The organism is Saccharothrix sp. ALI-22-I (genome assembly GCF_001984175.1).
Taxonomy (GTDB): domain Bacteria; phylum Actinomycetota; class Actinomycetes; order Mycobacteriales; family Pseudonocardiaceae; genus Actinosynnema.
The window spans coordinates 182,210-206,350 of sequence record NZ_MTQP01000059.1 but is presented as its reverse complement, the minus strand read 5'-3'; the positions used below and the strand labels follow the sequence as shown (position 1 = coordinate 206,350).

The following is a 24,141-nucleotide window of genomic DNA, read 5'->3' as shown; positions in this document are numbered from 1 at the left end:
GTCGACACCCCGCCACTCGTCGGGCCGACCCCGGCAGGCCGATGACACGAAGATCGCCCCAGGCGGGTAGCGTTCGAGGAGTGGTAGTGCCGGACCCCGTCGACGCCCGTCTCCTGGCCATGATCGCCGAGATGGGCCGTGCCGCCGTGCACGAGGTGGCCGCCCGGCTCGGCATGGACCCGCGCGAGGCCGCCAGCCGGCTGATCACGTTGTCCGGTAGCGGGTTGCCGCTGCTCGTGGGCGTGGAGTGCGACCCGAACGGCATCCGCAAGGCGCTGGCCAACAGCGTGGCGTGGGGCAACTACGCGGGCCCCGGCGGGCAGGCCGTGCGCGGCACGCCGAGCGGCCCGTACCCGCCCGTGCCGGGCACGGTGCAGGGCACGCCGTCAGGCCCCTACCCCGGTTACCCCGGCCCGCAAGGGCCGCCCAGCACGCCGTTCCCGGCGCAGCCGCAGACGGGACCGCCGTCCGGCCCGGTGCCCCTGGCGGAGCCGATGAGCACGTGGGGCGTGCCCGGCACGTCCGGCTGGGCTCGTGGCGACCAGGCACCCGCGCCGCGCTCGCGCACCGGCAAGATCGGCAGCACGTTGGAGACCGAGGGCCTGGAGGGCGCCCGGTTCACCATCCAGCTGGTCGAGGTGGTCGACCCGGCGGACTTCCTGTTCACCGCCGCCGGCTACAAGCTGGCCGACGGCGAGCGGGCCGTGGTCGTGCACACCGAGCTGGCGAACATCGGCCAGGTGCCGTTCAACGCCCTGCCCGACATGTACCTGGTCCTGATGACCAACAAGGGCGAGACGGTCAGCAAGGCGCCCGTGTCGCTGTCCTCCCGGCCGCCGCACAAGATCGGCGTCCAGCCGGGCGAGACCGCGGGCGGCCACACCGTCTACGTGCTACCGGAGGACACCGTGGTGTTCTCCGTCCGCTGGAGCTCCCGCCCGGAAACCGACCTCAACACCCTCGTCTGGACCATCGACGACTGAGTTGGATCGCCGCTGTGTTGATTGCCGCTGCTCCGCAGACGGCGGGCGAGGTCGCCTGGAAGTCGGTCGTTCGTGACCTCGCGCTCAGGCGGGGACAGCCGCCGGTTCGGTGTCGCGGGTGATGCCGACGTCGCCCCTGGTCATGGCGGCGAACACGATCACGGCCAGGACCGTCGCGCCGGCCATCACGCTCACCATCGGCAGCACGCTCGCCGAGCCGCCCGCACCGACCAGCGGTGCCATCAGACCGCCGACCAGGAACGTCATCACGCCGAGCACGGCCGACGCGCTGCCCGCCGCCTCCGGGTGCCGGGACATCGCCAGCGTGGCGGCGTTGGGCATGAGCAGGCCGACGCTCATCGTGACCACGAACAGCGGCGGCAGGAACGTGGCCAGGCCACCGCCGACCAGACCGCCGACGAACAGCCCGACCCCGCCGACCGCGCTGCCCGCCAGGCCGATCTTGAGCAGCGGACGCGGCATGATCCGGCCGGTCAGCCTGGTGTTGAGCACGCCGGCCAGGAAGATCGCCACCGAGTTCACCGCGAACACCAGGCTGAACTGCTGCGCGGTGAGCCCGTACACGCCCTGGAGCACGAACGACCCGCCCGCGACGTACGCGAACAGCGCACCGAGGGCCAGCGCGGAGGCCAGCACGTAGCCGAGGAACTTGCGGTCGGCCAGCAGGCTGCCGAACACCTTGAGCGTGAGCAGCAGGTTCGGCGGGCGGCGCTTGTCCTCGGGCAACGTCTCCGGCAGGCCGATGGCCAGGATGACCAGCAGGACCAACGCGATGACGCCGAGCACGACGAACGTGCCGCGCCAGCTGGTGATCCTGAGCAGCTGGCCGCCGATGACCGGCGCCAATACCGGGCCCATGCCGTTGACCAGCATCAACAAGGACATGAACCGCGCCATCGCCAGACCCTCGAACCGGTCGCGGGCGATCGCCGTCGCGACCACGAACCCGGCCGCCACACCGAGGCCCTGGAGCAGGCGCAGGCCGGCGAACGCGAGGGCGCTGGGCGCGACCGCGCACAGGAGCGAGATCACGACGTAGCTGCCGAGGCCGAACAGCAGCGGCCGCCGCCTGCCCCACGAGTCCGACAGCGGGCCCACCAGCAGCTGTCCCAGCGACAGGCCGATGATGAACGTGGTCAGGGACAGCTGGATCTGCGACTCGGCCGCGCCGAACTCCTCCGCCATGGAGGGGAACGCGGGCAGGTAGGTGTCGATCGACAGGGGTCCCAGGCAGCACAAGGCTCCCAGGAGCGCGATCAGTCTTGCCCTGCTGTCCATCCGACACTCCCCCGGGCTGGTGTGCCAAAAGCTTCGCAAGCCGAACGACCGGGAGAAAAGCGATATGTCCTACGTCACGCGTCCGGGTGTAGGACATCGCCTCGAAGTGAACACACAGCGTCAGTAACCCTCGGCCCGGAGCAGTTCCAGGGCGTCGGCGAGGTCGTCCGGGTACTCGCTGGTGTACGACACCCACTGGCCGTCGGCCGGGTGGTGGAAGCCCAGGGTCCGGGCGTGCAGCCACTGCCGGGTGACGCCCAGGCGCTTGGCCAGCGACGGGTCGGCACCGTAGGTGATGTCCCCGACGCACGGGTGCTTCAGCGCGGAGAAGTGCACCCGGATCTGGTGCGTGCGGCCGGTCTCCAGGTGCACGTCGAGCAGCGACGCGGCCCGGAATGCCTCCACCACCTCGTAGTGCGTGATGCTCGGCTTGCCGTTGGCCATCACGGCGAACTTGTAGTCGTGCTTCGGGTGCCGGTCGATCGGCGCGTCGATGGTGCCCTTGATCGGGTCCGGGTGCCCCTGCACGAGCGCGTGGTAGAGCTTGTCGACCGTCCGCTCCTTGAAGGCGTGCTTCAACGCCGAGTAGGCGTGCTCGCTCTTCGCCACCACCATGACGCCGGTCGTGCCGACGTCCAGCCGGTGCACCACGCCCTGGCGTTCGGCCGCGCCCGACGTGGAGATCCGGATGCCGGCCGCGGCCAGGCCGCCGACCACGGTCGGACCGGTCCAGCCGGGGCTGGGGTGGACGGCCACGCCGACCGGCTTGTCCACCACGATCACGTCGTCGTCCTCGTGCAGGACCTTCAGGCCCTCCACGGGCACGGCCTGCACCTGCACCGGCCGCTCGGGCTCGGGGAGGGTGACCTCCAGCACCGCGCCCGCCACCAGCCGGTCCGACTTGCCCGCGGGGTGGCCGTCGAGCACCACGTCACCCGACTCGGTCAACGCCGCGACCACCGTGCGGGACAGGCCGAGGAGCTTGGCCAGGCCGGCATCGACCCGCATCCCGTCCAGTCCATCCGGCACGGGAAGGCTCCGGTAGCCGCTCATTCGCTCGCCTTCTTGGCCACGGGCTTCTTCTCCACCCGAGTGCCGTCGTAGTCCCGCTGGAGCAGCGCCATCAGCACGATCACGCCGCCGCCCACGCAGATGGCGGAGTCCGCCAGGTTGAACACCGGGAAGAAGTTCCCCCACGGGTCGAGCACCGAGATGAAGTCGACCACGCCGCCGCGCAGCGGGCCGGGTCCGCGGAAGATGCGGTCCGTGAGGTTGCCCATCGCGCCGCCCAGGACCAGGCCGAGGCCGATGGCCCAGCCGGTCGAACGCAGCCGGCGCGCGATCCACAGGATGAACACGACCACGCCCGACGCGATCAGGGCGAGGATCACCGTCCAGCCCTCGGCCAGGCCGAACGCGGCGCCGGTGTTGCGGATCAGCGGCAGGTAGAGCAGGCCGCCGAACAGCTCGATCGGCTCGCGCCCCTCCAGGTTCTCCACCGCGATGATCTTGGTGACCAGGTCGAGGGCCAACACCAGCGGTGCGATGACGGCCAGCAGCAGGACCCGTCGCTTGGGCAGCGGTGTGTCCGGCTGGTCCGGCGTGTCCGGCTCGGTGTTGGGATCGGTGCTCACCGGGCCATTGTCCAGCATCCGGGTCAGCGCAGGAACGGCGGGAGCGCGCGCTCGTCGTTCAGCGGGACCCAACGACCGTTCTGAAGTTCGTACTCCCACCGCGAGCCCTCGGTGACGAGCGTGCGCAGCGCGGCCACGAAACGGTCCACGTGCTCCTCGGTGGTGCCCAGGCCGATGGACGCACGCAGCGCGCGCTCGCCGTACGCGAGTCGGTGCACGGCCACGTGGGCGCAGAACGCGCCGTCACGCACGCCGATGCCGTGCTCGGCGGACAGCGCCGCGGCCAGGTAGCCGACGTCCTGACCGCCGACGGTGAAGCTCACCACGCCCACCCGGTCCTGGTCCGCGCCGAACAACGCCAGCTCGTGCACGCCGGGAACGGTCTTGAGCCCCTCCCGCAGCCGCGCCAGGAGCGCGCGCTCGTGCGCGGCGGTCTGCGCCCAGTGCCGGCCCAGCACGTCGCAGGCCACGGCCAGCGCGTGCACGCCCACCACGTTCGGCGTGCCGGCTTCGTGCCGCTCGGGCACCGCGGACCAGGCCACGCCCAGCCGGTCGCCGTGGTCGGTGACGCGGGCCGTCGCGCCGCCGCCCACCAGGTACGGCTCGGCGGCCTGCAACCAGTCGGACCGGCCGACCAGCACACCGGCGCCGAACGGCGCGTAGATCTTGTGCCCGGACAGCACGGTGTAGTCCACGTCGAGCGCGCGCACGTCCACCGGCCGGTGCGGTGCGAGCTGGGCGGCGTCCAGGGCGATCCGTGCGCCGTGCCGGCGGGCCACCCGGGCCAGCTCGGCCACCGGCCACACCTCACCGGTCACGTTCGACGCCCCGGTCACCACGACCAGGCGCGGGCCGACGGGGGCCTCGCCCAGGGCCCGGTCCAGCGCCGACACCGCCCCGGCGGGTGCGGCCGGAGTGCGCAGGCGGCGCACGTTCGGGCCGCGCCACGGCAGCAGCGCGGCGTGGTGCTCGGTGTCGAACAGGATCACGGCGGTGTGCTTGGGCAGGCTCTTGGCCAGCAGGTTCAGCGCGTCGGTGGTGTTGCGGGTGAAGACGACGGCGTCGCTCTCGCGGGCGCCGAGGAAGCGGCGGACCGACGTGCGGGCCTGCTCGTAGACCTTCGTGCTGACCTGGGAGGCGAAGCCCGCGCCCCGGTGCACGCTGGCGTACCAGGGCAGCAGCTCGTCCACGGCGTCGCGGACCTGCTCCAGACAGGGCGCGCTGGCCGCGTGGTCGAGGTTGGCGTACTCGACGCGCTCACCGGTCACCAGCGGCACGCGCAGCGCGGCGCCCACGACTCGGGGCAGTGCCCACTTTTCCTGGGCAAGCTTTTCCTGGGCCGACTTTTCCCGGGGAAGGGTCTCCAGGCTGACGGGGATTCGGGGAACTGCGACGGTCATGACGCCCTCCGGGGTCCGGGACCCCACCGGAGAGGGAGCCCGCGCTTGCCGGGCGCCCTGCGCGCCAGGCCAGGTCCTCACCGGGGGCACCCCACCGCGGTAGGAGGGTTGCCGGCCAGCAAACCCGGGCTTAGCGCTGGCACTCATGACCTTCGTTTCGAAGTTAACCCAGAGCGCGCGCCACGTCGAGAGGCGTTCACATCCTGGGAGGCAGGCCCGGATCAGGGCAGCCCGACGTCGCCCTTCCACCGGGCGAACCGGCCCGCGCGGTCCACGGCGCGGATGCGCTGCTCGGTCGCCGTGCGCATGGCCTCGGTGCACACGACCAGCAGCTGGTCGTGCTCCTGCAAGCGGGTCGTCGGCTGCGGGGTGAAGCCCGCGTCGTCGCGGACCACCAGGCTCACCGACGACCCCGGCGGCAGCCGCAGTTCGGACAGGTACACGCCGTGCAGCTTGGAGCCCCTCTGGATGCGGACCTGGAGCAGCTCCGCGCCCAGTTCGTCCAGCGCCGACGAGTCGACCTGCACTTCCTGCGCCTCACCGGACTTGACCAGCTTCAGCCACTTGGCCAGCCACGGCAGGCTCGTGCCCTGCACCACGGTCAGCACCACGACCAGCACGAACACCGCGTCGACCAGCTGTTGCGCGCCCGACACACCCTGGATCAACGGGATCAGCGCGAACACGATCGGCACCGCCCCGCGCAGCCCGGACCAGGAGATGAACACCTGTTCCCGCCACGGCACCCGGAACGGCAGCGCCGCGAACACCACCGACAGCGGCCGGGCGAACAGCACCAGCACCGCGCCCGCCACCAGCGCCGGCACCAGCGCGTCGAGCAGCCTGCCGGGCGAGGCGTACAGGCCGAGCAGCACGAACAGGCCGATCTGCGCGAGCCAGCCCAGCCCCTCGGCGAACGACAGGGTGTCGGCCCGGTGCGGCAGCCGGGCGTTGCCGAGCACGAGCGCGGAGATGTAGACGGCGAGGAAACCGGACGCGTGCGCGAGGTCGCCCGCGGTGTAGGCGAGCACGCACACCGCGACCGTGGCCAGCGGGTACAGACCGGTGGCGGGCAGCGCGGCCCGGCGCAGCCCGACACCGCCCAGCCAGCCGAGCCCGATGCCGATCAACGCGCCCGCGACGAGTTCGTAGAGCATCAGCAGCGGCGCGGTCCACGTGATCGGGTCGGGTGAGGCGAGCAGCACGACGGCGATGTAGACCGGCGCGTCGTTGATGCCGGACTCCAACTCCAGCGGGCCGATGAGCTTCTTGCCCACGCCCACCCCGCGCAGCACGCTGAACACGGCGGCGGCGTCGGTGGACGACAGCACCGCGCCCCACAGCAGCGCGGTGCGCCAGTCCATGTCCAGCAGGAAGTGCAGCGCGAACCCGGTGACCGCGATGCTCACGCCGACGGACACAGTGGACAGTGCGAGACCGACGCCCAGCGCGGGTCTCACCTCACTCCACCGGGTGGTGAGACCGCCCTCGGTGAGGATCATCACCAGCGCGACCGTGCCCAGCGACCGGGTCAGGTCCGCGTCCTCGAACTGGATGCCCAGCACGGCCTCGCCGAGCAGCACGCCGATGCCGAGGTAGAGCAGGAGGGACGGCAAGCCGAGCCGGATCGACACCCTGACCGCGATGACCGAAAGCAGGAGAACCGCGGCGGCGATGCCGAGGAAGCCCGTCACACCACCCACTCGACCTCCACACTTCGGCACTGTTGTCACCCGACGGAGTCATTCTCCCTGGTGACACCGAGATGGACGAATCCGGAACGACACACAGTCGTCACCGACGGGAACCACGCACCTCTTCTGTCCACAACGGACAGTCAGTCGGCGAGCAGCCGCGCCAACACTTCGGACGCGCCGGCGGGGGCGGGGTCCACCTGCACGACCTTGTCCCGCCCGCGTTCGCCCGCGATCACCTCGACGTCCTGCTTGCGCACGCCGAACGCCTTCGCCAACGCCTTGCGCACGGCCTCGTTCGCCTTGCCCTCCACGGCGGGCGCGGCGACCGCGACGACCAACGCGCCGTCACCCCACCGGCCGCCGACGGCCTCGCGCTTCGCGCCCGGCTTGACCCGGATCGCGAACCGGAACGTACCGGCCTCAGGCACGGCACATCACCACGGCGAGCGTCTCGTCCAGCAACGCGCGCCGCGTCTTGAACACCTTCGGCATGGACGACAGCAGTTGGGCCTGCCCCAGATAGACGGAGTAGGCCAGCACGGCCCGTTGGCGCGCGACGCCGGCCGCGAAGCCGAGTTGACCGAACAGCTCCTCCAGGTAGCCGATGCGACGGTCGGTGACCCGTGCGAGCACCGGCGCCACCGCCGGGTGGTCCTTGGCCGCGAGCATGGCCAACTCGACCGCGCTGTCCTCGACGTTCTCCAGCACGGTGGCGAACAGCAGCCGCAGCTTGTCCAGCGGTTCCGGCACCGAGTCCAAGATGTCGGTCACGGCCTCGGTGTTCTCGCGTTCCCAGCGTTCGAGGGTGGCCTTGAGCAGGGCTTCCCGGTTGGGGAAGTGCCAGTAGGCGCTGCCCTTGGTGGCACCGAGCCGTGCCGCGAGCGGTTCCACCGCGACCGCCGCCACCCCGCCCTCGGCCAGCGCCCGCAGCGCCACCCCGGTCCAGTCGTCCTGCGTCCGCCGTGCCACGACTCCATACGCTACCGTACGGTAGCGGACCATACGGCCCCGTACGGAGGAGGTCGTGATGATCGAGAACGTGCACACCAGGCAGATATCCGACAGCGCGCACCTGGTCGACCGGATGGTTGCACGACGCGCTCGTCGAGGACCTGCTCGACAACGCGGCCCGCGCCGCCGGCCACCCGCCGTTCACCCGGCCAGGTGGTCCCCGTGGGTGCGCTTGCTCCGCGCGGTGGCCGAGAGGAGCGCCGAGAAACCCGCTTGACCGGATTCCTCCACCCCCGGTCCGCCGTGCAGGAGGCGTTCGTCGGCGCGTCGCGGAACTGGCCGGTGATCGAGCCCGCGCCCAGACGTGCTTGGCTGGTGAAGACGATCCGCAACCTGCCGGTGGACCAGGCCCGCCGGCGGGGAGCGGCCGGGTGGCCTGACCGACGAGGTGGTCGCCCGGCAGCGCGGCACGTACCGCATCCTGATGCCCGAGCAGCGGGACGCCGAGACGTGGCACGAGCTGATCAGCACGCCGGCCGCCGTGGCGAACCTGCCGGACGTCAGCGAGCGGGTCGGCAACGGGGAGCGACGGGTGCGGGGCTCCCAGCGCGGGAAGGAGACGTGATGGCGGACGACTTGGACCCTCGACCGGACCACCTGCGTGCCGAGCTGACCGAAGCCGTCCCGGAGGACCCGGGGACGGACGACCTCGGCGTGGCGGCGATCATGGCGCAGGCCTCGAAGTACGAGCGCCAGGCCGCCCTGGTCGTGGCCGCACGCGCCGGTTCACGGGCCGCGCTGGACTCCCTGGTGGCTGAACTGACCCCGTTGGTCTGGCACGTGGCCAGGGGCAACGGCCTGGACCAGGCCACCGCCGAGGACGTGGTGCAAACCGTCTGGCTGAGTCTCCTGCGCCACCTCGACCGCCTGGCGGAACCCCGTGCCGTGGCCGGCTGGCTGATCGTCGCCACCCGCCGCGAATCGCAGCGAGCCTGGCGGGACCGCAACGGCCGCCCCGCCCTGTCCACCGACTCCGCCATGGACATGCCCGACGACCGCTGGCTACCGGAACCCGAAGCCCTCCGGGACGACCGCGACCGCCGCCTCTGGCAAGCCTTCAACACCATGTCCCGCCGCTGCCAGGAACTCCTCCGCCTCACCGTCCTGGCCGGCCGAGCCGAATACCGCGCCGTCGCCGAAGCCCTCTCCATGCCCCGTGGCTCCATCGGCCCCACCCGCGGCCGCTGCCTGGCCAGCCTGCGCCAACGCCTGGAAGACGACGGTGTCCTGTGACCACGTGCGGTGACGACCGGTCTCACGGCGGCTTCGTCCACAGGGCCACCGGCCGACTGCCGGTTGTCCACAGGGCGTGGCCGGCCGCCCGAAATTGTCAGACCTCGCCGGCAGGATAAAAGCAGGGGTCCCCTTGGCGGGGACCCCTGCGTGAGCGATCAGCCCCGGGGCGGTCAGCCCCCGAGCGATCAGACCCGATCAGACCCGGGTGACCGCGACCCGGACCTTCTGGCCTTCGCCGACGACACCGTCCGAGCCCTCGGCGACCTCGCCGTACTCGACCGCCTCGGTGAGGGTTTCCTCCTTCAGGAACGCCTCGAAGCGGCGCACCGCGGCCTCGACGGCGGGCGGCAGCTGCAACGTCAGGGTGATCCGGTCCGAGACGTCCAGGTCGGCGTCCTTGCGCGCCTGCTGCACCACCCGCACCAGGTCACGGGCGATGCCCTCGGCCGCCAGGTCCTCCGTCACCACGGTGTCCAGCACGACCAGGCCGCCGCTGTTCGGCAGCGCCGCCGTCGCGCCCTGGTCGGTGGCGACCAGCCGCTGCTCGTACTCCTCCGGGAACAGCTCGATCCCGGCCGCGACGACCTTGCCGTCCACTTCCTCCCAGTCACCGGCCTTCACCGCCTTGATGACCTTCTGCACGTCCGGCCCGAGCCGGGGCCCGGCGGCACGCGCGTTGACCGCCAGCTGGAAGTGGCCGTGCGCGTCCACGTCCGTGGTCAGCTCGACCTCCTTGACGTTCACCTCGTCCCGCAGCACCTCGGTGAACGCCTCCAGCTGCGCCACGTCACCGGAAGCGATCACCAGCTTCGCCAACGGCAACCGCACGCGCAGCTTGTTCGACTTGCGCAGCGACAACGCCGTGGACGCCACCTGCCGCACCTGGTCCATCGCCGCCACCAGCGCGTCGTCCGCCGGCAGGTCGTCGACGGAGGGCCAGTCGGTCAGGTGCACCGACCGGCCGCCGGTCAGTCCCCGCCACACCGACTCGGTGGTCAGCGGCAGCAGCGGCGCGGCCACCCGGCTCACCACCTCCAGCACGGTGTGCAGGGTGTCGATCGCGTCCTGCTCCCCCGCCCAGAACCGGTCCCGCGAACGGCGCACGTACCAGTTGGTCAGCACCTCCAGGAACTCCCGGATCGACGCGCACGCACCCGAGATGTCGTACTCGTCCAGCTGACCGGTGACGGTGGCCACCAGGTCGTGCGTCTTCGCCAGCACGTACCGGTCCAGCACGTGCGGCGAGGAAGTCCGCCAAGTCCCCTCCACCCCGTCCGCGTTGGCGTACAGGGCCAGGAAGTACCAGGAGTTCCACAACGGCAGCACGGCCTGCCGCACCGCGTCACGGATACCGCGCTCGGTCACCACCAGGTCGCCGCCGCGCAGGATCGGCGACGCCATCAGGAACCACCGCATGGCGTCCGAGCCGTCCCGGTCGAACACCTCGTTGACGTCCGGGTAGTTCTTGCGCGACTTGGACATCTTCTGCCCGTCGTCACCCAGCACGATCCCGTGCGCCACGCAGTTGCGGAACGCCGGCCGGTCGAACAACGCCGTCGCCAGCACGTGCATGGTGTAGAACCAGCCGCGCGTCTGGCCGTTGTACTCGACGATGAAGTCGCCCGGGTAGTGGTCCTCGAACCACTGCGCGTTCTTGAACGGGTAGTGGACCTGGGCGAACGACATCGAGCCGGACTCGAACCAGCAGTCCAGCACCTCCGGCACCCGCCGCATCACCGACTGCCCGGTCGGGTCGTCCGGGTTCGGCCTGGTCAGGTTGTCGATCGTGGGCCGGTGCAGGTCGTCCGGGCGCACGCCGAAGTCGCGCTCCAGCTCGTCCAGCGAGCCGTAGACGTCCACCCGCGGGTACGCCGGGTCGTCCGACACCCACACCGGGATCGGCGAGCCCCAGAACCGGTTGCGGGAGATGTTCCAGTCGCGGGCGTTCTCCAGCCACTTGCCGAACTGGCCGTCCTTGATGTGCTCGGGCACCCAGTTGATCTGCTGGTTCAGCTCGACCATGCGGTCCTTGAACTGCGAGACCGCGACGAACCACGACGACACCGCGCGCTGGATCAGCGCGTTGTCGCACCGCCAGCAGTGCGGGTACGGGTGGTCGTAGGTCTCGTGGCGCAGCAGCAGGCCCGCTGCCTTCAGGTCGCGGATGATCGGCTTGTTCGCGTCGAAGACCTGCTGCCCCTCGTACGGCGGCACCTCGGCGGTGAACCGGCCGTGCGCGTCGACCGGCACGACGACCTCGATGCCCGCCGCGTCGGTGACGAGCTTGTCGTCCTCGCCGAAGGCGGGGGCGATGTGCACCAGGCCCGTGCCGTCCTCGGTGGTGACGTAGTCGGCGGCCAGCACCTGGTGGGCGTTCTCCCGGCCGACGAAGAAGTCGAACGGCGGCGCGTACTTGCGCCCGACCAGGTCGGCGCCCTTGTACCGGGCCACGACCGGCGGCTCCTCGCCCAGCTCACGGGCGTACGCGGGCACGCGGGCCTCGGCGAGCAGGTAGCGCTCGCCGTTGGCCTCGACGGTCACGTAGTCCACGTCCGGGTGCACGGCGGCGGCCAGGTTGGACGGCAGCGTCCACGGCGTCGTCGTCCAGACCAGGGCCAGCTCGCCGGTCTCCAGGCGCAGGCCGACGGTGACCGCCGGGTCCTGCCGGTCCCGGTAGGTGTCGTCCATCTTGGTCTCGGTGTTGGACAGCGGCGTCTCGCAGCGCCAGCAGTACCAGAGCACCCGGAAGCCCTCGTAGACCAGGCCCTTGTCCCAGAGGGTCTTGAAGGCCCACATGACGCTTTCCATGTAGTCCAGGTCGAGGGTCTTGTAGTCGTTGTCGAAGTCCACCCAGCGGGCCTGCCGGGTCACGTAGTCGCGCCACTGGCCGGTGTACTGCAGCACCGACGCGCGGCAGGCCTCGTTGAACTTCTCGATGCCGAACGCCTCGATCTCGCTCTTCGACGAGAACCCGAGCTGCTTCTCCGCCTCGACCTCGGCGGGCAGGCCGTGGGTGTCCCAGCCGAACCGGCGTTCGACGTGCTTGCCGCGCATGGTCTGGTAGCGCGGGACGACGTCCTTGACGTAGCCGGTGAGCAGGTGGCCGTAGTGCGGCAGGCCGTTGGCGAACGGCGGGCCGTCGTAGAAGACGAACTCGTTGGACCCGTTGTCCCCGGCCGGACGGGCGTCGATCGACGCCTGGAAGGTCTGGTCCGACTTCCAGAAGTCGAGCACACCCTCTTCGAGGGCGGGGAAGGACGGCTGGGAGGGAACGGACCCCTCGCCTGCCTTCGGGTAGGCCATCGTGCAGCTCCTCGCGTGCGTCAACCGGCTCACGGGGACGACACGCCGGTCACGGCGCACCGCGGTACCACCCCGCTTGCCAGGGCACGAAGGCTCTGGCCTCTCTTCGACGGCTGTGACGGGCCGCTCCCGTCCGGTTCTACTGAGGCGCGTCCCACTGGGGCACGCGCCCGTTCTTCCGGAGGCTCCCCGGTGATGGCCGGATCAACGCCGTGCTACCACCCAGGGTAGCCGAACGGCGCAAACCACTTTGAGTAGTTCCCCCATGCGACCCGTCCGGGCCTGTCGGGAGGCTGGCAGAGCAGGTCCCGATCACTCCGGGGCCGCGATACGAGGGGGAACACCGTGAAGCGGACGATTGCGCTCTTACTGGCCGTGGCCGCCGTGCCGGCCCTGGCCGCACCGGCCGTGGCGCAGGAGGAGCGCGTGGCCACGTTCAAGTTCCACGCCGAAGCCGGGTCCTTCCCGGTGGACGGCCGGGAGGCCTACTGGTCCACCCCGGCGTACGAGGTACGGATCTACGAGCGCGAGGTGAACGTGCTCCGGATCGACGAGGACACGGTCTCGAACGCGGACTACGTCGCGATCGAACTGACGGCGCCCGGCAACGTGCCGCTGGAGGTCGGCACCTACACCGACGTCCGGATGCGTTCGACCGCGAGCAACCCGGGCTTGATGGTGGTCTCGCGCGGCCTCGCCTGCGCCCCGGTGTACGGGACCTTCACCGTCAACAGCATCGAGCGCGACCCGGTGACCGGGCGGCTGACGGATGTCGACGTGGAAGTGGAGCAGCGCTGCGGTGCTCCGGACGCGCCGGCGTTCTCCGCGCACGCCACGCTGAGCAGCTAGGCAGGCTCCGACTGGCCCGCGGCCCGCTTGCGGGCCGCGAGGCCGGAGTCCGGGCGGCACACCGCGCACGGGGTGAAGCCCAGCTGCCGGGCCTCGTCGACCGGGAGGGCCAAGGTCGGCCGTGAAGCGAGCCACGTGCACTCGACCAAGTGGTAGCGCGGACGTTCGTCCAGCACCCGCACCTCGTCGGTGAGGTCGCTCACGACCAGGGAGTCGGCGGCGTCCGTGTCCTCCTCGTCAGGCTCGACATCCACCTGACCGGGTGAACTCGGGGTGGCCACCACCCCCTCCGGTACAGCCTGTTGATCACCGGCGCTACCCTGGTGATCAACAGTGCCGGTGCCCGCAGCCGGGGCGCCCGACCGGCGGCGAAGCCACCAGTCGAGCACCAAGACCACGGCGGCGGCCCCGCTCGCACCCACGGACAACCACGCCCAGAACGTCTGGTCGGCGGTCAGCGCGGGCACGAGCAACCCCAGGGCTACCAGCACCAACAGCAGAACTATGTAGAGCACGTCCGGCAGACTAGATCAACGACGCCGATCAGCCGGCCTCGGCGCGTGCACCGAAGGAGTACCCGCCCTGCTGGCGGCTGTCGGACGGTGCGGCGGGGCCGCGGTCCTGCAGGTCGCGCAGCGACGACTCGAGCATCGTCTTGAGCCTGGTCCGGTACTCGCGCTCGAAGGTCTGCAGCTTGTCGATCTGCTTTTCGAGCGTGTTCTTCTCCTGGGTGATGTTGCCCATCACCTCGGCGTGCTTGCGCTGAGCGTCGCGGTCGAGCGCGCTGGCCTTCTCACGGGCCTGCCGCTCCAACGTCTCGGACCGGGTCCGCGCGTCGTTCAGCATCGTCTCGGCACGCGTGCGCGCCTCGTTGACCATGGTGTCGGCCTTGGACCGCGCCTCGGACAACAGCTGCTCGGACTTCGTCCGGGCCTCCGAGAGCATCCCATCGGCCTCGGCCTTGGCCTCCCCGGTGAGCCGGTCGGCCATCTCCTGGGCCAGACCGAGCACCTTGGCGGCCTGGACGTGGTGGTCACCACCACCACCCGGCGAAGTCTGTTCCAGGGCCGAGGGGGGTGGCACCGGGGCGAGCCTGCGTGGCTCGTCGACGACGCGGCTGGGGCCGACGCCTGCGGCAACCTTCGCCCGGGCGTCTTCGAGGTCGGCACGTGCGGTCTCGACCTGCTGGTCGAGCTGCTCGACCTGCTGGCGCAGGTCGTTGTTCTCCTCGATCAGGCGGGCGAGCTCGCCCTCAACCAGGTCGAGGAACGCGTCCACCTCGTCCTCGTTGTAGCCCCGCTTGCCAATCGGCGGCTTGCTGAACGCGACGTTGTGCACGTCCGCGGGGGTCAACGGCATCAGATCACCTCACGCACTCCTGGGCTGTGGACATCCCTGGTCCCCTCACCTGGGATCGGCTACTCGCATCAGAATGATAACGACCAGCAACAGCACAATAATGGACAAGTCCAGACCGATGCCCCCGATCCGCACGGTCGGGATGATCCGACGCAGCAAGCGGACCGGAGGATCGGTCACGGTGTAGACGGTCTCAAGCGCCACCGCGACACCGCCCGCAGGCCGCCATCCCCTGGCGAAACTACGGACGAGCTCCACGACGACACGCGCCGTGAGCAGCAGCCAGAACGAGAACAACACGTAGTAGACCACGAGCCAGAGGGCATCCACATCGTCAACTGTGCCACCACTCAGCCCTGGTTGAGGAACCCACCCTCCGCGAGCCGCCTCCGGTCCTCCGCCGTCACGTCGACGTTCGGAGGTGAGAGAAGGAACACCTTGTTCGTGACCTTGTCGATCGAGCCGCGCAGCGCGAAGGCCAGACCGGCCGCGAAATCGACCAGCCGCTTGGCGTCCGCGTCGTTCATATCGGTGAGGTTCATGATCACCGGTGTGCCGTCGCGGTAGTGCTCGCCGATGGTCCGCGCCTCGTTGTAGCTGCGCGGGTGCAGCGTGGTGATGCGGGCCAGCGGGTGGGCCGCGGGCTCGGCGGTCGGTCGCGGCCTGTTCACGGGCTCACGCTGCGGCTCCACGGCCAGCGCGCCGTGCGTCTCCGGGCTCCAGGAACGACGCGGGCGTGCGCCGCGCTCGGGCTCGTAGTCCTCCGCCTCGTCGAGCTCCGCGCGGTAGCCGTTGACCGGGCGGCGACGGGCGGTCCGCTGCTCGGGGTACTCGTAGTCGTCCGACTCGGTGTACTCGGACCGGTAGTCCGCGTAGCGCCGGTCGTCCTCGTAGGCGGCCGGGTCGTCGGCGTACTCGGCGGGAACCATCCCGAAGTAGGCCTTCAGCTTGTGAAACCCGCTCATGGCTAGAGCCCTTCCTCCGCCGATCCCTACCCGCAAGGACGTCGCGGCCGTCCCAGAGGTTCCCGACAGTTACGGCGAGGCTAGTCTCCGGCTGCCGAGCAACGCTGTTCCGACACGCACGCACGTCGATCCGTGCGCGATCGCATCCTCCAGGTCACCGCTCATCCCCGCCGAGATCACGGTGGCATCGGGATGATCGTCCCGCAAGCGGGTTACCGCTAGGTATAGAGCGGCAAACGCCTGCTGTGGAGACATGCCCAGTGGTGCGACGGTCATCACACCTCGCAGCAGAAGTTCACTCCGTAGTGCTACGTGATCGGCCAGTCGCGGAAGGTCACCGATCGGATGGCCGCCGCGCGCCTCGTCGCCGTCGATGCTGACCTGGATGAGCACCTCGGTCGGCTTGGTGGCGGCCTTGGCGACGGCGTCGGCGAGCCGGGTCGAGTCGACCGTGTCGATTCGGTCGGCCCAGCGCAGGACGGACTTGGCCTTGTTGCGCTGGAGCGAGCCGACCATGTGCCACTTCGCCGGCGCGCCCGGCCGCAGCTCGGCGAACTCGGCCGTCTTGCGGCCGGCCTCCTGGTCGCGGTTCTCGGCGAAGTCGGTGAGCCCGAGGTCGCTCAGGATCGCCACGTCCTCGGCCGGGAACGTCTTGGTGACGGCCAGCAGGCCCACCTCGTCCGGTGACCGGCCGGCGGCCGCGCAGGCCTTGGCGATGCGTTCCCTGACCTCGGCCAACGACAGGGCCAGCTCCTCGCGCCGGTTCACGATTCCATCCAGATGACGCCCGCGATCCGCCCCGTTCCCGGTTCGCGGCGGTGGCTGAACAGCGTCTTGTCCTCGAACGTGCAGCGCGGGTCGACGCCGATCCTGCCGACGCCCGCGTCGGCGAGCTGCTGCCAGATGCCGGCCTGCAGGTCGAGGGCCGGTTTGCCGGAGCGGGTCTTCGACGCGCTGCCCGGCAGGTGCTTCTCCACGTCGGCGCGCATCGCGGCGGGCACCTCGTAGCACTTGCCGCAGATGGACGGCCCCAGCAGCACCTCGATGCGGTCCTTCCGGGCGCCCAGCTCGACCATGCGGTCCAGGGCCGCCGGGACGATGCCGACCCGTGCGCCGACGCGTCCGGCGTGGACGGCGCCGATCACGCCCGCCTCCGGGTCACCCAGCAGCACCGGCACGCAGTCGGCGGTCAGCACCACCAGCCCCAGCCGCTCCTGGGCCGTCACCACGGCGTCAGTGGCCTCCAGCGGCTCCGCGACGGGCCCGTCGACCACCCCGACCGTCCGGCCGTGCACCTGTTCCATCCAGACCAGCCGGTCCGGGCTGAGCCCGATCCCCTCGGCCAGCCGGCGGCGGTTGGCGGCGACGGCGGCGGGGTCGTCACCAACGTGGTCGCCCAGGTTGAAGGAGTCGTAGGGCGGTTTCGACACGCCGCCCTCGCGGGTGGTCACGACACGACGGATACGCACACCACCAGCTTCCCAGACGACAGCGCCGCGCCGTCCCGCAGTGGGACGACGCGGCGCTGTCACGTGCCTGGGCTTACCGCCGCATGAACGGCGGCACGTCCACCTCGTCGTCGGGGTCGTCGGTCACCGGCACGGCCCGGTTCGGCAACGACCCGCTGTTGGTGCCCGGCATCCCCGGCGACAGCGACCTGGGCATGGTCGGCTGCGGTGCGGAGTACGGGGCCTGGCCGTTGCCCTGGCTGGGCTGCGGCTGCTGCGGCACGGTCGGCCGGGGCGGCACGACCGAGGGCTGTTGCTGGTGTTCCACGTGCTGGTGTTCCACCTGCTGCTGCACCGGTTGCACCGGCTGCGGCGGGGTGTGGTTCAACTGACCCGCGGTGGCCGTGGCCACGGGCGTGCCACGCGGCGGGCTGGACAGAGCCTGGGGCTCCAACTTCTTGTGGGTCGGCCCGCCACTGTCAAAACCCGCCGCGATCACCGTCACACGGACCTCGTCACCGAGCGAGTCGTCGATGACCGTGCCGAAGATGATGTTCGCGTCGGGGTGTGCGGCCTCCTGCACCAGCGAGGCCGACTCGTTGATCTCGAACAGCCCTAGGTCGCTGCCACCGGCGATCGAGAGCAGCACACCGTGCGCACCCTCCATCGACGCTTCCAGCAGCGGTGAGTTGATCGCCTTCTGGGCGGCCTGGACCGCTCTGCCCTCGCCCCGCGCGGAGCCGATGCCCATGAGGGCACTGCCCGCGCCGGACATGACGCTCTTGACGTCCGCGAAGTCGAGGTTGATCAGACCGGGGGTGGTGATCAGGTCGGTGATGCCCTGGACACCGGACAGCAGCACCTCGTCCGCGGAGCGGAACGCGTCCATCAGCGAGACGCCGATGTCGCCGAGCTGGAGCAGCCGGTCGTTGGGGATCACGATGAGGGTGTCGCACTCGTTGCGCAGCGCCTGGATGCCCTCTTCGGCCTGTTTGGCGCGGCGCTTGCCCTCGAACGAGAACGGTCGCGTGACCACACCGATGGTCAACGCGCCGAGTTTGCGTGCGATCGAGGCCACCACGGGCGCGCCACCGGTGCCCGTGCCGCCGCCTTCGCCGGCGGTCACGAACACCATGTCCGCGCCCTTGAGGACTTCCTCGATCTCTTCACGGTGGTCTTCGGCGGCCTTGTGGCCGACTTCGGGATTGGCGCCGGCGCCGAGGCCGCGGGTGAGTTCGCGGCCGATGTCGAGCTTCACGTCGGCATCCGACATGAGCAGCGCCTGGGCGTCGGTGTTCACCGCGATGAACTCGACGCCCTTGAGCCCGACCTCGATCATGCGGTTGACGGCGTTGACACCGCCACCGCCGATGCCGACGACCTTTATCACCGCGAGGTAGTTGTGCGGGGGCGTCATCGGTCCGCCTTCCTGATCGTGTCCGTGCTCATGTGCTGGAGTGGATGACCACCGGTGTCACAGCCCGGACGGATCTCCACCCGGATTGAAACTCTCAACCAGAGGTTCAGAGTTATGTCAACCCCGTATGTTCCTGCTGGACGTTATGCACCGAAAATGCCTCGGTCCAGCAGCCACGCCGTGTTGTGTCCCGACCGGGTGAGAGTGCCTACTCGCCGGTCACCCCGTCGAGCAGTTCCCGCACCACGTCCAGGTGGCCCGCGTGCCGACCCGTTTCCTCGATCATGTGGATCAGCACCCAGCGCACGGAAAGCACCTTGTCGCCCCGGAACGCCACCTCGTGGTCGAGATCGAGCCCCGCGACGAGTTCGCGACTCGCCGTGCACTGCTCAGCGTAGTCGGCGAGCAATCCCGAGATCGTCTCGCCCGGCTCGATGCGCCAATCGGCGTCCGGGTCCTCCCGGCTGTAGGGCGCCGCGTCGGGCTTACCGCCGATGGCGCTCTCGAACCAGTAGGCCTCCACCCACCGCAGGTGCTTGACGATGCCCGCGGCCGTGTTGAGCTGCGACGGGAGCACCGAACGCCGTGCGTCCTCTTCGGACAGACCGGCGCACTTCAGCTCGATCGTGCCGCGCAGGAAGTCCAGAAAACCCGTGAGCAGGGTCCGCTCGTCGCCGGTGAAGTCCAGCTGGATCCGGTTGTCCACCGGCGTCTGAGTCACCGCCGGAGTATCCCCGATCTCACGACTCGGCGTCTCCGGAAACGGTCGGCAGCTCGGGGCTGGACACGTCGAACACCGAGCCGGGCCGGGTCAGCAGGACCTCCAGCACGGCCGCCTTGCGCGGGGTGTCGGCGGACGAACCCCACCGCGCCTCGCGTCCGGCGCTCAACGTCAGCCGGACGTCCGACGGCGAGCCCGCCGTGACGACCAGCACCTCCCGGCGCAGCGCTTCGGGGATCTGGGTGAGCACACCCACGGCGGCGACGACCGCGTCCGGCTCCACCTTCAGCTCCGGCAGCCCGGACGGCGGCTGCACGACGGTGGCGTAGTCCTTGCCGGTGGCGTCGACCAGGTGCGCGCCGTCGGCGGCGTTGACCACCCCGACCGGGTCCCGCTCGTCCACGGTGAGCCGCACGGTGCCGGGCAGCACCCGTTCGACCCGCACCCCGGCGACGCGGGGCAACTCGCGGACCCGCGCGGTCACCGCTTCGGTGTCCAGCTCCACCAGCGGCGTGCCGGGCTCGATCGCGGCGGCCTCGCGGACCTCGTCGGCGCTCAGGTTGGCGATGCCCCGCACCTGGACCTCCCGGACGCCGAGCGCGGGCGTGAACCAGACCGTGATCGTCACCGCGGTGACCACGAGCATGACGAGGATCGCGACCATCCGCCGGCGCCGCACCTTGCGCCGGTAGAGGTCGCGCGACGGACGGCGTGACGTGCGCCGACGCGCCGCCGAGGCGGTGGCCGGGCGTCGACGCGCCGCCTGTGTGGTCATGCCTTGTCCAGCTCCCCGACGATCTCCGGGCCGAGCATGGTGACGTCGCCCGCGCCCATGGTGACGACCAGGTCGCCCTCCGCGACCAGACGCGCGACCAGCGCGGGCACCCGGTCGAACGACGGCTCGTAGAACACCTGCCCGACGTCGAGCGGCACCAGGCCCGAGACCAGCGCGCCGGTGACGCCGGGCTCCGGCTCCTCGCGCGCGCCGTAGACGTCGAGCACCACGACCGCGTCGGCCATGCCGAGGGCGGCGGCGAACTCCTCGGCGAACAGCCGAGTCCGCGAGTACAGGTGCGGCTGGAACACCACGACCAGCTTGCCGTCACCTGCGACGGGCCGGGCGGCGGTGATCTGGGCGGCCACCTCGGTGGGGTGGTGTGCGTAATCGTCGTACACCCGCACGCCGGAGGCCTGGCCCTTGAACTCGAACCGCCGGCGCACCCCGCCGAACGCGGCCAGACCGGCCAGCACGCCGTCCCGGTCCGCGCCCAGCTCCAGCGCGGCGATCAGGGCGGCGATCGCGTTGTCGGCCATGTGCTCGCCGGGCACGGCCACCCGCACGTCCACGACTTCGCCGTCCAGCTCGACCTTGGCCAGGCCGCCGGAGTCGGTGGGCTGGTAGTCGACCAGGCGGGCAGAGCCGGGGCCGGTGGCGGTGCGGCCGTACGGGCGGACCCGGATGCCGAGCTTCCCGGCCCGTTCGGCCAACGCCGCCGCGCCCGGGTCGTCCGCGCACGCGATCAGCACGCCGTCGGCCTGGATGCGCTCCAGGAACGAGTCGAACACCGCCACGTACGCCTCGACGGTGCCGTGGTGGTCCAGGTGGTCGGCCTCGACGTTGGTCACGACCGCGACCGACGGCGAGAAGAACAGGAACGAGCCGTCGCTCTCGTCGGCCTCGGCGACGAACACGCCACCGGTGCCCTGGTGGGCGTTGGCGCCGGACTCGTTCAGGTCACCGCCGATCGCGAAGGACGGGTCCATCCTGCAATGTTGCAGAGCGACCGTGAGCATGGACGTGGTGGACGTCTTGCCGTGCGTGCCGGCGACACAGGCCACCCGGTGGTCGAGCATCAACGCGGCCAGCGCCTCGGCCCGCCGCAGCACGACCGAGCCCCGGGAGCGGGCTTCCACCAGCTCCGGGTTGTCCTCGCGGATCGCGGTGGACACCACGACCGCCGTGGGGCCGCCGGCGAGCTGGTCGAGGTTCGCGCCGTCGTGGCCGACCGCGATCGCCGCGCCCTGCGCCCGCAGCGCGAGCACGGTGCGCGAGTCCTTGGCGTCCGAGCCGGACACCTGCGCTCCGCGCGCCAACAGGATCCGCGCGATGCCGCTCATGCCGGCACCGCCGATCCCGACCAGGTGCACCCGGTCCAGGACGCCACTCTTCTCCTGATCAACCCGAGTCACTTCTTGATCACCTCTAGGACGATGCGGGCCAGCACCTCGTCGGCCTCGCGGTGGCCGGTGCTCAGCGTGGCCGTGGTCATCGCGGCCAGCCGGTTGCGGTCGGCGACCAGCGGCACCACGTTCGCCGAGATCCACTCCGGCGTCAACTGCTCGTCGGGCACCAGGATGCCGCCGCCCGCGGACACCACGGGACCGGCGTTGAGCGCCTGCTCGCCGTTGCCGTGCGGCAGCGGCACGAACACCGCCGGCAGACCGACCGCGGACACCTCCGCCACCGTCATCGCGCCGGACCGGCACAGCACCGCGTCCGCCGCGGCGTAGGCGAGGTCCATCCGATCCAGGTACGGCACCGGCACGTACGGCGGCGCGCCGGGCACCGACTGCACCGCGACGGTGTTCTTCGGGCCGTGCGCGTGCAGCACCGCGATCCCGGCCTGGGCGAACGCCGCCGCCGCGCCGGACACCGCGTTGTTGATCGACCGGGCGCCCTGCGAGCCGCCGAACACCAGCAGCGTCGGCGCGGTCGGGTGCAGGCCGAAGTGGGCGCGGGCCTGCTCGCGCAGCGCGGCCCGGTCCAGCGAGGTGATCGAGTAGCGCAGCGGGATGCCGATGATCTCCGCGTCGGTCAGGCCCGAGTCGGGCACGGCGGCGGCGACCCGTTCGGCGAACTTCGCGCCGACCTTGTTGGCGAGCCCGGCCTTGGCGTTGGCCTCGTGCACCACGATCGGCACCCGGCCGCGTGCGGCGAGGTACGCGGGCAGCGCGACGTAACCGCCGAAGCCGACCACGACGTCCGCGCGGACCCGTTCCAGCACCGCACGCGTGTCACGGACGGCGCCGCGCACCCGCAACGGGAGCTTGAGCAGGTCCGGCGACGGCTTGCGCGGCATCGGCACCGGCGGGATCAGCTCCAGCGGGTAACCGCGGGCCGGCACCAGTCTGCTCTCCAGACCGCGCTCGGTGCCCAGCGCGACCACGCGCGCGTCGGGCCGCAGCCGCATGACCGCGTCGGCCAGGGCCAGGGCGGGCTCGATGTGCCCGGCGGTGCCGCCTCCGGCGACCACCACACACGGACCGACCTGCTGGGGAACCCTGGTCACGCACTTCCTCCTCGCGTAGATGTACCGCTCACCGGGTGCCGCTCGACCCCGGTGCCGTTAACGCCCGTCACGGCGCCTGGACCGCACGTCCCGGTCCTGGCCGGCCTTACGGGATTCGCGACGACGGTACTCCGACGGCGGAGCGTGACGACCGGCCATCCTCCGCTCGTCCACCGGCGGCGGCGCGGCCTTGCGACCACGCGGCGGCGTGGAGGGACGTGAGGGGCGGCGCTTGGGCGGCGGCTTGTACGCCTCGGGCGCCGGCAGCTTCAGCACCCCGCCGACCCGACCGGGGCCGAGGGACCGCAGCGCCGAGACCGCTTCCGGTTCGTGGCGGGCGCAACTGGCGAGGATGCCGAACACCACCATCGTGGTGACGACCGACGTGCCGCCGGAGGAGATCATCGGCAGCGTGATGCCGGTGACCGGCAGCAACTGCACGACGTAGCCGATGTTGATCGCGGCCTGCGCGACCAGCCACACGGTCAGCGTCGCCGACACCATCCGAATCCACGGGTCGGTGTTGCGCGCCGCGATCCGCAGGCCCACTACCGCCAGTAGCGCGAACAGCCCCAGCACCAGCAGACAGCCGATGAACCCCAGTTCCTCGCCGATCACGGCGAAGATGAAGTCGCTGTGAACGTTCGGCAGATAACGCCACTTCGAGCTGCCGTTGGTGAGGCCCTTGCCGAAGAAACCGCCTTCAGCCAACGCGTACAGCGCTTGCAGCGCCTGGAGTCCATCGCCCTGCGGGTCCGACCACGGGTCCAGGAACGTCTGCACGCGCTTCAACCGGTAGACCGCGGTGAGCGCCAGGACCAGCGCGCCGGTCACCGCGGCGATCGCGATGACGCCGAAGATCCGCATCGGCGCGCCGACGAACCACAGCAGGCCCATCAGCACGACCGCGAGCGTGATCGTGCCGCCGAGGTCGGGTTGCAGCATCACCAGCGCGAACAACAGCATCGCCACCGGCACGACCGGGACCAGCAGGTGCCGGTACTGGTCCAGCAACGCGCGCTTGGTCACCAGGACGTGCGCGCCCCACAACGCCAGCGCGAGCTTCGCCGGTTCGATCGGCTGGAACGACACCGGCCCCACCGTGAACCACGACTGCGCGCCGCCCGCGACCGTCCCGAGTGGAGTGAGGACGAGGACGAGGAGGATCACGCAGACGAGCATCGCCATCGTGCTGCCGTCCCGGATCTTGCGCAGCGGGATGCGCAACACGATCAGGAACATGACGGCGCCGACACCGACGTAGAGCAGTTGCTTCTTGAACACGCTGTACGCCGACGCACCCTCGGCCACCTCACCCGGCGCGGAGGCGGACAGCACCATGATCAGCCCGATGGCCGTCAACATGCCGAAGATCGCCAACAGCAGGTGGAAATCCGCCAGGGGACGCCCGAGCCACGCGGTCAACGACGTCCGCACCACGACCACGCGTTTGGCACGTCCGGTACGTCGCTGCGCTCTTGGCGGTCGCTCCACCGGGCCCCGGTCCACCGCAGTCATGCACCCATCGT

Annotated in this window: 24 protein-coding genes and 1 riboswitch; of the genes, 4 read left to right on the top strand and 20 right to left on the bottom strand. The window is 70.8% G+C overall.

The window, feature by feature from the left end; genetic code table 11:
• Positions 1-80: 80 nt before the first annotated feature.
• Positions 81-983: an AsnC family protein gene (locus ALI22I_RS19345; protein ID WP_077006910.1), complete on the top strand. Its 903-nt coding sequence runs from the start codon at positions 81-83 to the stop codon at positions 981-983.
• An 84-nt stretch (positions 984-1,067) separates the two neighbouring features.
• On the opposite strand, the gene ALI22I_RS19340 is transcribed toward ALI22I_RS19345, so the two are convergent.
• From ALI22I_RS19340 to ALI22I_RS19310, 7 genes are all read right to left on the bottom strand, one after another.
• On the bottom strand, positions 1,068-2,282 hold the full coding sequence (locus ALI22I_RS19340) for a multidrug effflux MFS transporter (protein ID WP_077006909.1): 1,215 nt from the start codon (positions 2,280-2,282) through the stop codon (positions 1,068-1,070).
• Positions 2,283-2,402: 120 nt separating this feature from the next.
• Positions 2,403-3,335, bottom strand: coding sequence for an RluA family pseudouridine synthase (locus ALI22I_RS19335; RefSeq protein WP_077006908.1), 933 nt, complete (start codon positions 3,333-3,335; stop codon positions 2,403-2,405).
• Positions 3,332-3,916: a signal peptidase II gene (gene lspA / locus ALI22I_RS19330; RefSeq protein WP_077006985.1), complete on the bottom strand. Its 585-nt coding sequence runs from the start codon at positions 3,914-3,916 to the stop codon at positions 3,332-3,334. Before lspA ends, ALI22I_RS19335 begins: the two co-directional genes overlap by 4 nt.
• A 23-nt stretch (positions 3,917-3,939) precedes the next feature.
• On the bottom strand, positions 3,940-5,316 hold the full coding sequence (locus ALI22I_RS19325) for an aminotransferase class V-fold PLP-dependent enzyme (protein WP_083751853.1): 1,377 nt from the start codon (positions 5,314-5,316) through the stop codon (positions 3,940-3,942).
• A gap of 36 nt (positions 5,317-5,352) precedes the next feature.
• Positions 5,353-5,467: riboswitch (SAM riboswitch) on the bottom strand.
• A gap of 70 nt (positions 5,468-5,537) precedes the next feature.
• Complete coding sequence (locus tag ALI22I_RS19320; RefSeq protein ID WP_143532300.1) at positions 5,538-7,010, bottom strand: potassium/proton antiporter; 1,473 nt, start codon at positions 7,008-7,010, stop codon at positions 5,538-5,540.
• 143 nt (positions 7,011-7,153) lie between these two features.
• Positions 7,154-7,441 carry a DUF167 domain-containing protein gene (locus ALI22I_RS19315; protein ID WP_077006906.1) on the bottom strand — a complete coding sequence of 96 codons (288 nt, stop codon included), beginning with the start codon at positions 7,439-7,441 and terminating at the stop codon, positions 7,154-7,156.
• Positions 7,434-7,982: a TetR/AcrR family transcriptional regulator gene (locus ALI22I_RS19310; RefSeq protein WP_238598444.1), complete on the bottom strand. Its 549-nt coding sequence runs from the start codon at positions 7,980-7,982 to the stop codon at positions 7,434-7,436. The genes ALI22I_RS19315 and ALI22I_RS19310 overlap by 8 nt, the downstream gene beginning before the upstream one ends.
• 430 nt (positions 7,983-8,412) lie before the next feature.
• Here ALI22I_RS19310 and ALI22I_RS50960 point away from each other — a divergent pair, with 430 nt between their 5' ends.
• Entirely contained in the window at positions 8,413-8,589 is a 177-nt protein-coding gene (locus tag ALI22I_RS50960) for a hypothetical protein (protein WP_179118277.1), read from the top strand.
• Between the two features lie 101 nt (positions 8,590-8,690).
• Entirely contained in the window at positions 8,691-9,257 is a 567-nt protein-coding gene (locus ALI22I_RS19305) for an RNA polymerase sigma factor (RefSeq protein ID WP_077006983.1), read from the top strand.
• Between the two features lie 198 nt (positions 9,258-9,455).
• Here ALI22I_RS19305 and ileS read toward each other — a convergent pair whose 3' ends face one another.
• A complete protein-coding gene (gene ileS, locus ALI22I_RS19300; protein ID WP_077006905.1) occupies positions 9,456-12,563 on the bottom strand; it encodes an isoleucine--tRNA ligase in 3,108 nt (1,035 codons plus the stop codon).
• 345 nt (positions 12,564-12,908) lie between these two features.
• Between ileS and ALI22I_RS19295 the strand changes: the two genes are divergently transcribed.
• Complete coding sequence (locus tag ALI22I_RS19295) at positions 12,909-13,412, top strand: hypothetical protein (protein ID WP_077006904.1); 504 nt, start codon at positions 12,909-12,911, stop codon at positions 13,410-13,412.
• Here the strand turns inward: ALI22I_RS19295 and ALI22I_RS19290 are convergent.
• The 12 genes from ALI22I_RS19290 to ftsW form a co-directional block, all read right to left on the bottom strand.
• Entirely contained in the window at positions 13,409-13,927 is a 519-nt protein-coding gene (locus ALI22I_RS19290; RefSeq protein WP_077006903.1) for a hypothetical protein, read from the bottom strand. The two genes, ALI22I_RS19295 and ALI22I_RS19290, sit on opposite strands and share 4 nt — an antisense overlap.
• Positions 13,928-13,955: 28 nt before the next feature.
• Positions 13,956-14,771, bottom strand: a complete 816-nt coding sequence (wag31, locus tag ALI22I_RS19285) for a DivIVA-like cell division protein Wag31 (RefSeq protein WP_077006902.1) — start codon at positions 14,769-14,771, stop codon at positions 13,956-13,958.
• Between the two features lie 45 nt (positions 14,772-14,816).
• Positions 14,817-15,101, bottom strand: a complete 285-nt coding sequence (locus ALI22I_RS19280) for a YggT family protein (RefSeq protein ID WP_033437765.1) — start codon at positions 15,099-15,101, stop codon at positions 14,817-14,819.
• Between the two features lie 20 nt (positions 15,102-15,121).
• Positions 15,122-15,736, bottom strand: coding sequence for a cell division protein SepF (locus ALI22I_RS19275; protein WP_077006901.1), 615 nt, complete (start codon positions 15,734-15,736; stop codon positions 15,122-15,124).
• A 69-nt stretch (positions 15,737-15,805) separates the two neighbouring features.
• On the bottom strand, positions 15,806-16,504 hold the full coding sequence (locus ALI22I_RS19270) for a YggS family pyridoxal phosphate-dependent enzyme (RefSeq protein ID WP_077006900.1): 699 nt from the start codon (positions 16,502-16,504) through the stop codon (positions 15,806-15,808).
• A complete protein-coding gene (gene pgeF, locus ALI22I_RS19265; RefSeq protein ID WP_077006899.1) occupies positions 16,501-17,205 on the bottom strand; it encodes a peptidoglycan editing factor PgeF in 705 nt (234 codons plus the stop codon). The genes ALI22I_RS19270 and pgeF overlap by 4 nt, the downstream gene beginning before the upstream one ends.
• 73 nt (positions 17,206-17,278) lie before the next feature.
• Entirely contained in the window at positions 17,279-18,601 is a 1,323-nt protein-coding gene (ftsZ, locus tag ALI22I_RS19260; RefSeq protein ID WP_077006898.1) for a cell division protein FtsZ, read from the bottom strand.
• Between the two features lie 208 nt (positions 18,602-18,809).
• Complete coding sequence (locus ALI22I_RS19255) at positions 18,810-19,322, bottom strand: DinB family protein (RefSeq protein WP_077006897.1); 513 nt, start codon at positions 19,320-19,322, stop codon at positions 18,810-18,812.
• 19 nt (positions 19,323-19,341) lie between these two features.
• Positions 19,342-20,097 (bottom strand): cell division protein FtsQ/DivIB, encoded by a 756-nt coding sequence (locus ALI22I_RS19250; RefSeq protein ID WP_077006896.1) that lies wholly within the window; start codon positions 20,095-20,097, stop codon positions 19,342-19,344.
• A complete protein-coding gene (gene murC / locus ALI22I_RS19245; protein ID WP_077006895.1) occupies positions 20,094-21,512 on the bottom strand; it encodes a UDP-N-acetylmuramate--L-alanine ligase in 1,419 nt (472 codons plus the stop codon). The genes ALI22I_RS19250 and murC overlap by 4 nt, the downstream gene beginning before the upstream one ends.
• A complete protein-coding gene (gene murG / locus ALI22I_RS19240) occupies positions 21,509-22,612 on the bottom strand; it encodes an undecaprenyldiphospho-muramoylpentapeptide beta-N-acetylglucosaminyltransferase (protein ID WP_077006894.1) in 1,104 nt (367 codons plus the stop codon). The genes murC and murG overlap by 4 nt, the downstream gene beginning before the upstream one ends.
• 57 nt (positions 22,613-22,669) lie before the next feature.
• Positions 22,670-24,130, bottom strand: coding sequence for a putative lipid II flippase FtsW (ftsW, locus tag ALI22I_RS19235; protein WP_077006893.1), 1,461 nt, complete (start codon positions 24,128-24,130; stop codon positions 22,670-22,672).
• Between the last annotated feature and the right edge of the window lie 11 nt (positions 24,131-24,141).

Coding starts and splice junctions, on each gene's coding strand:
- ALI22I_RS19335 (WP_077006908.1), bottom strand. CDS start 3,335: ATGAGCGGCTACCGGAGCCTTCCCGTGCCGGATGGACTGGACGGGATG.
- ALI22I_RS19305 (WP_077006983.1), top strand. CDS start 8,691: ATGGCGCAGGCCTCGAAGTACGAGCGCCAGGCCGCCCTGGTCGTGGCC.
- ALI22I_RS19250 (WP_077006896.1), bottom strand. CDS start 20,097: ATGACCACACAGGCGGCGCGTCGACGCCCGGCCACCGCCTCGGCGGCG.
- ALI22I_RS19340 (WP_077006909.1), bottom strand. CDS start 2,282: ATGGACAGCAGGGCAAGACTGATCGCGCTCCTGGGAGCCTTGTGCTGC.
- ileS (WP_077006905.1), bottom strand. CDS start 12,563: ATGGCCTACCCGAAGGCAGGCGAGGGGTCCGTTCCCTCCCAGCCGTCC.
- ftsW (WP_077006893.1), bottom strand. CDS start 24,130: ATGACTGCGGTGGACCGGGGCCCGGTGGAGCGACCGCCAAGAGCGCAG.
- ALI22I_RS19325 (WP_083751853.1), bottom strand. CDS start 5,316: ATGACCGTCGCAGTTCCCCGAATCCCCGTCAGCCTGGAGACCCTTCCC.
- wag31 (WP_077006902.1), bottom strand. CDS start 14,771: ATGCCGTTGACCCCCGCGGACGTGCACAACGTCGCGTTCAGCAAGCCG.
- ALI22I_RS19275 (WP_077006901.1), bottom strand. CDS start 15,736: ATGAGCGGGTTTCACAAGCTGAAGGCCTACTTCGGGATGGTTCCCGCC.
- ftsZ (WP_077006898.1), bottom strand. CDS start 18,601: ATGACGCCCCCGCACAACTACCTCGCGGTGATAAAGGTCGTCGGCATC.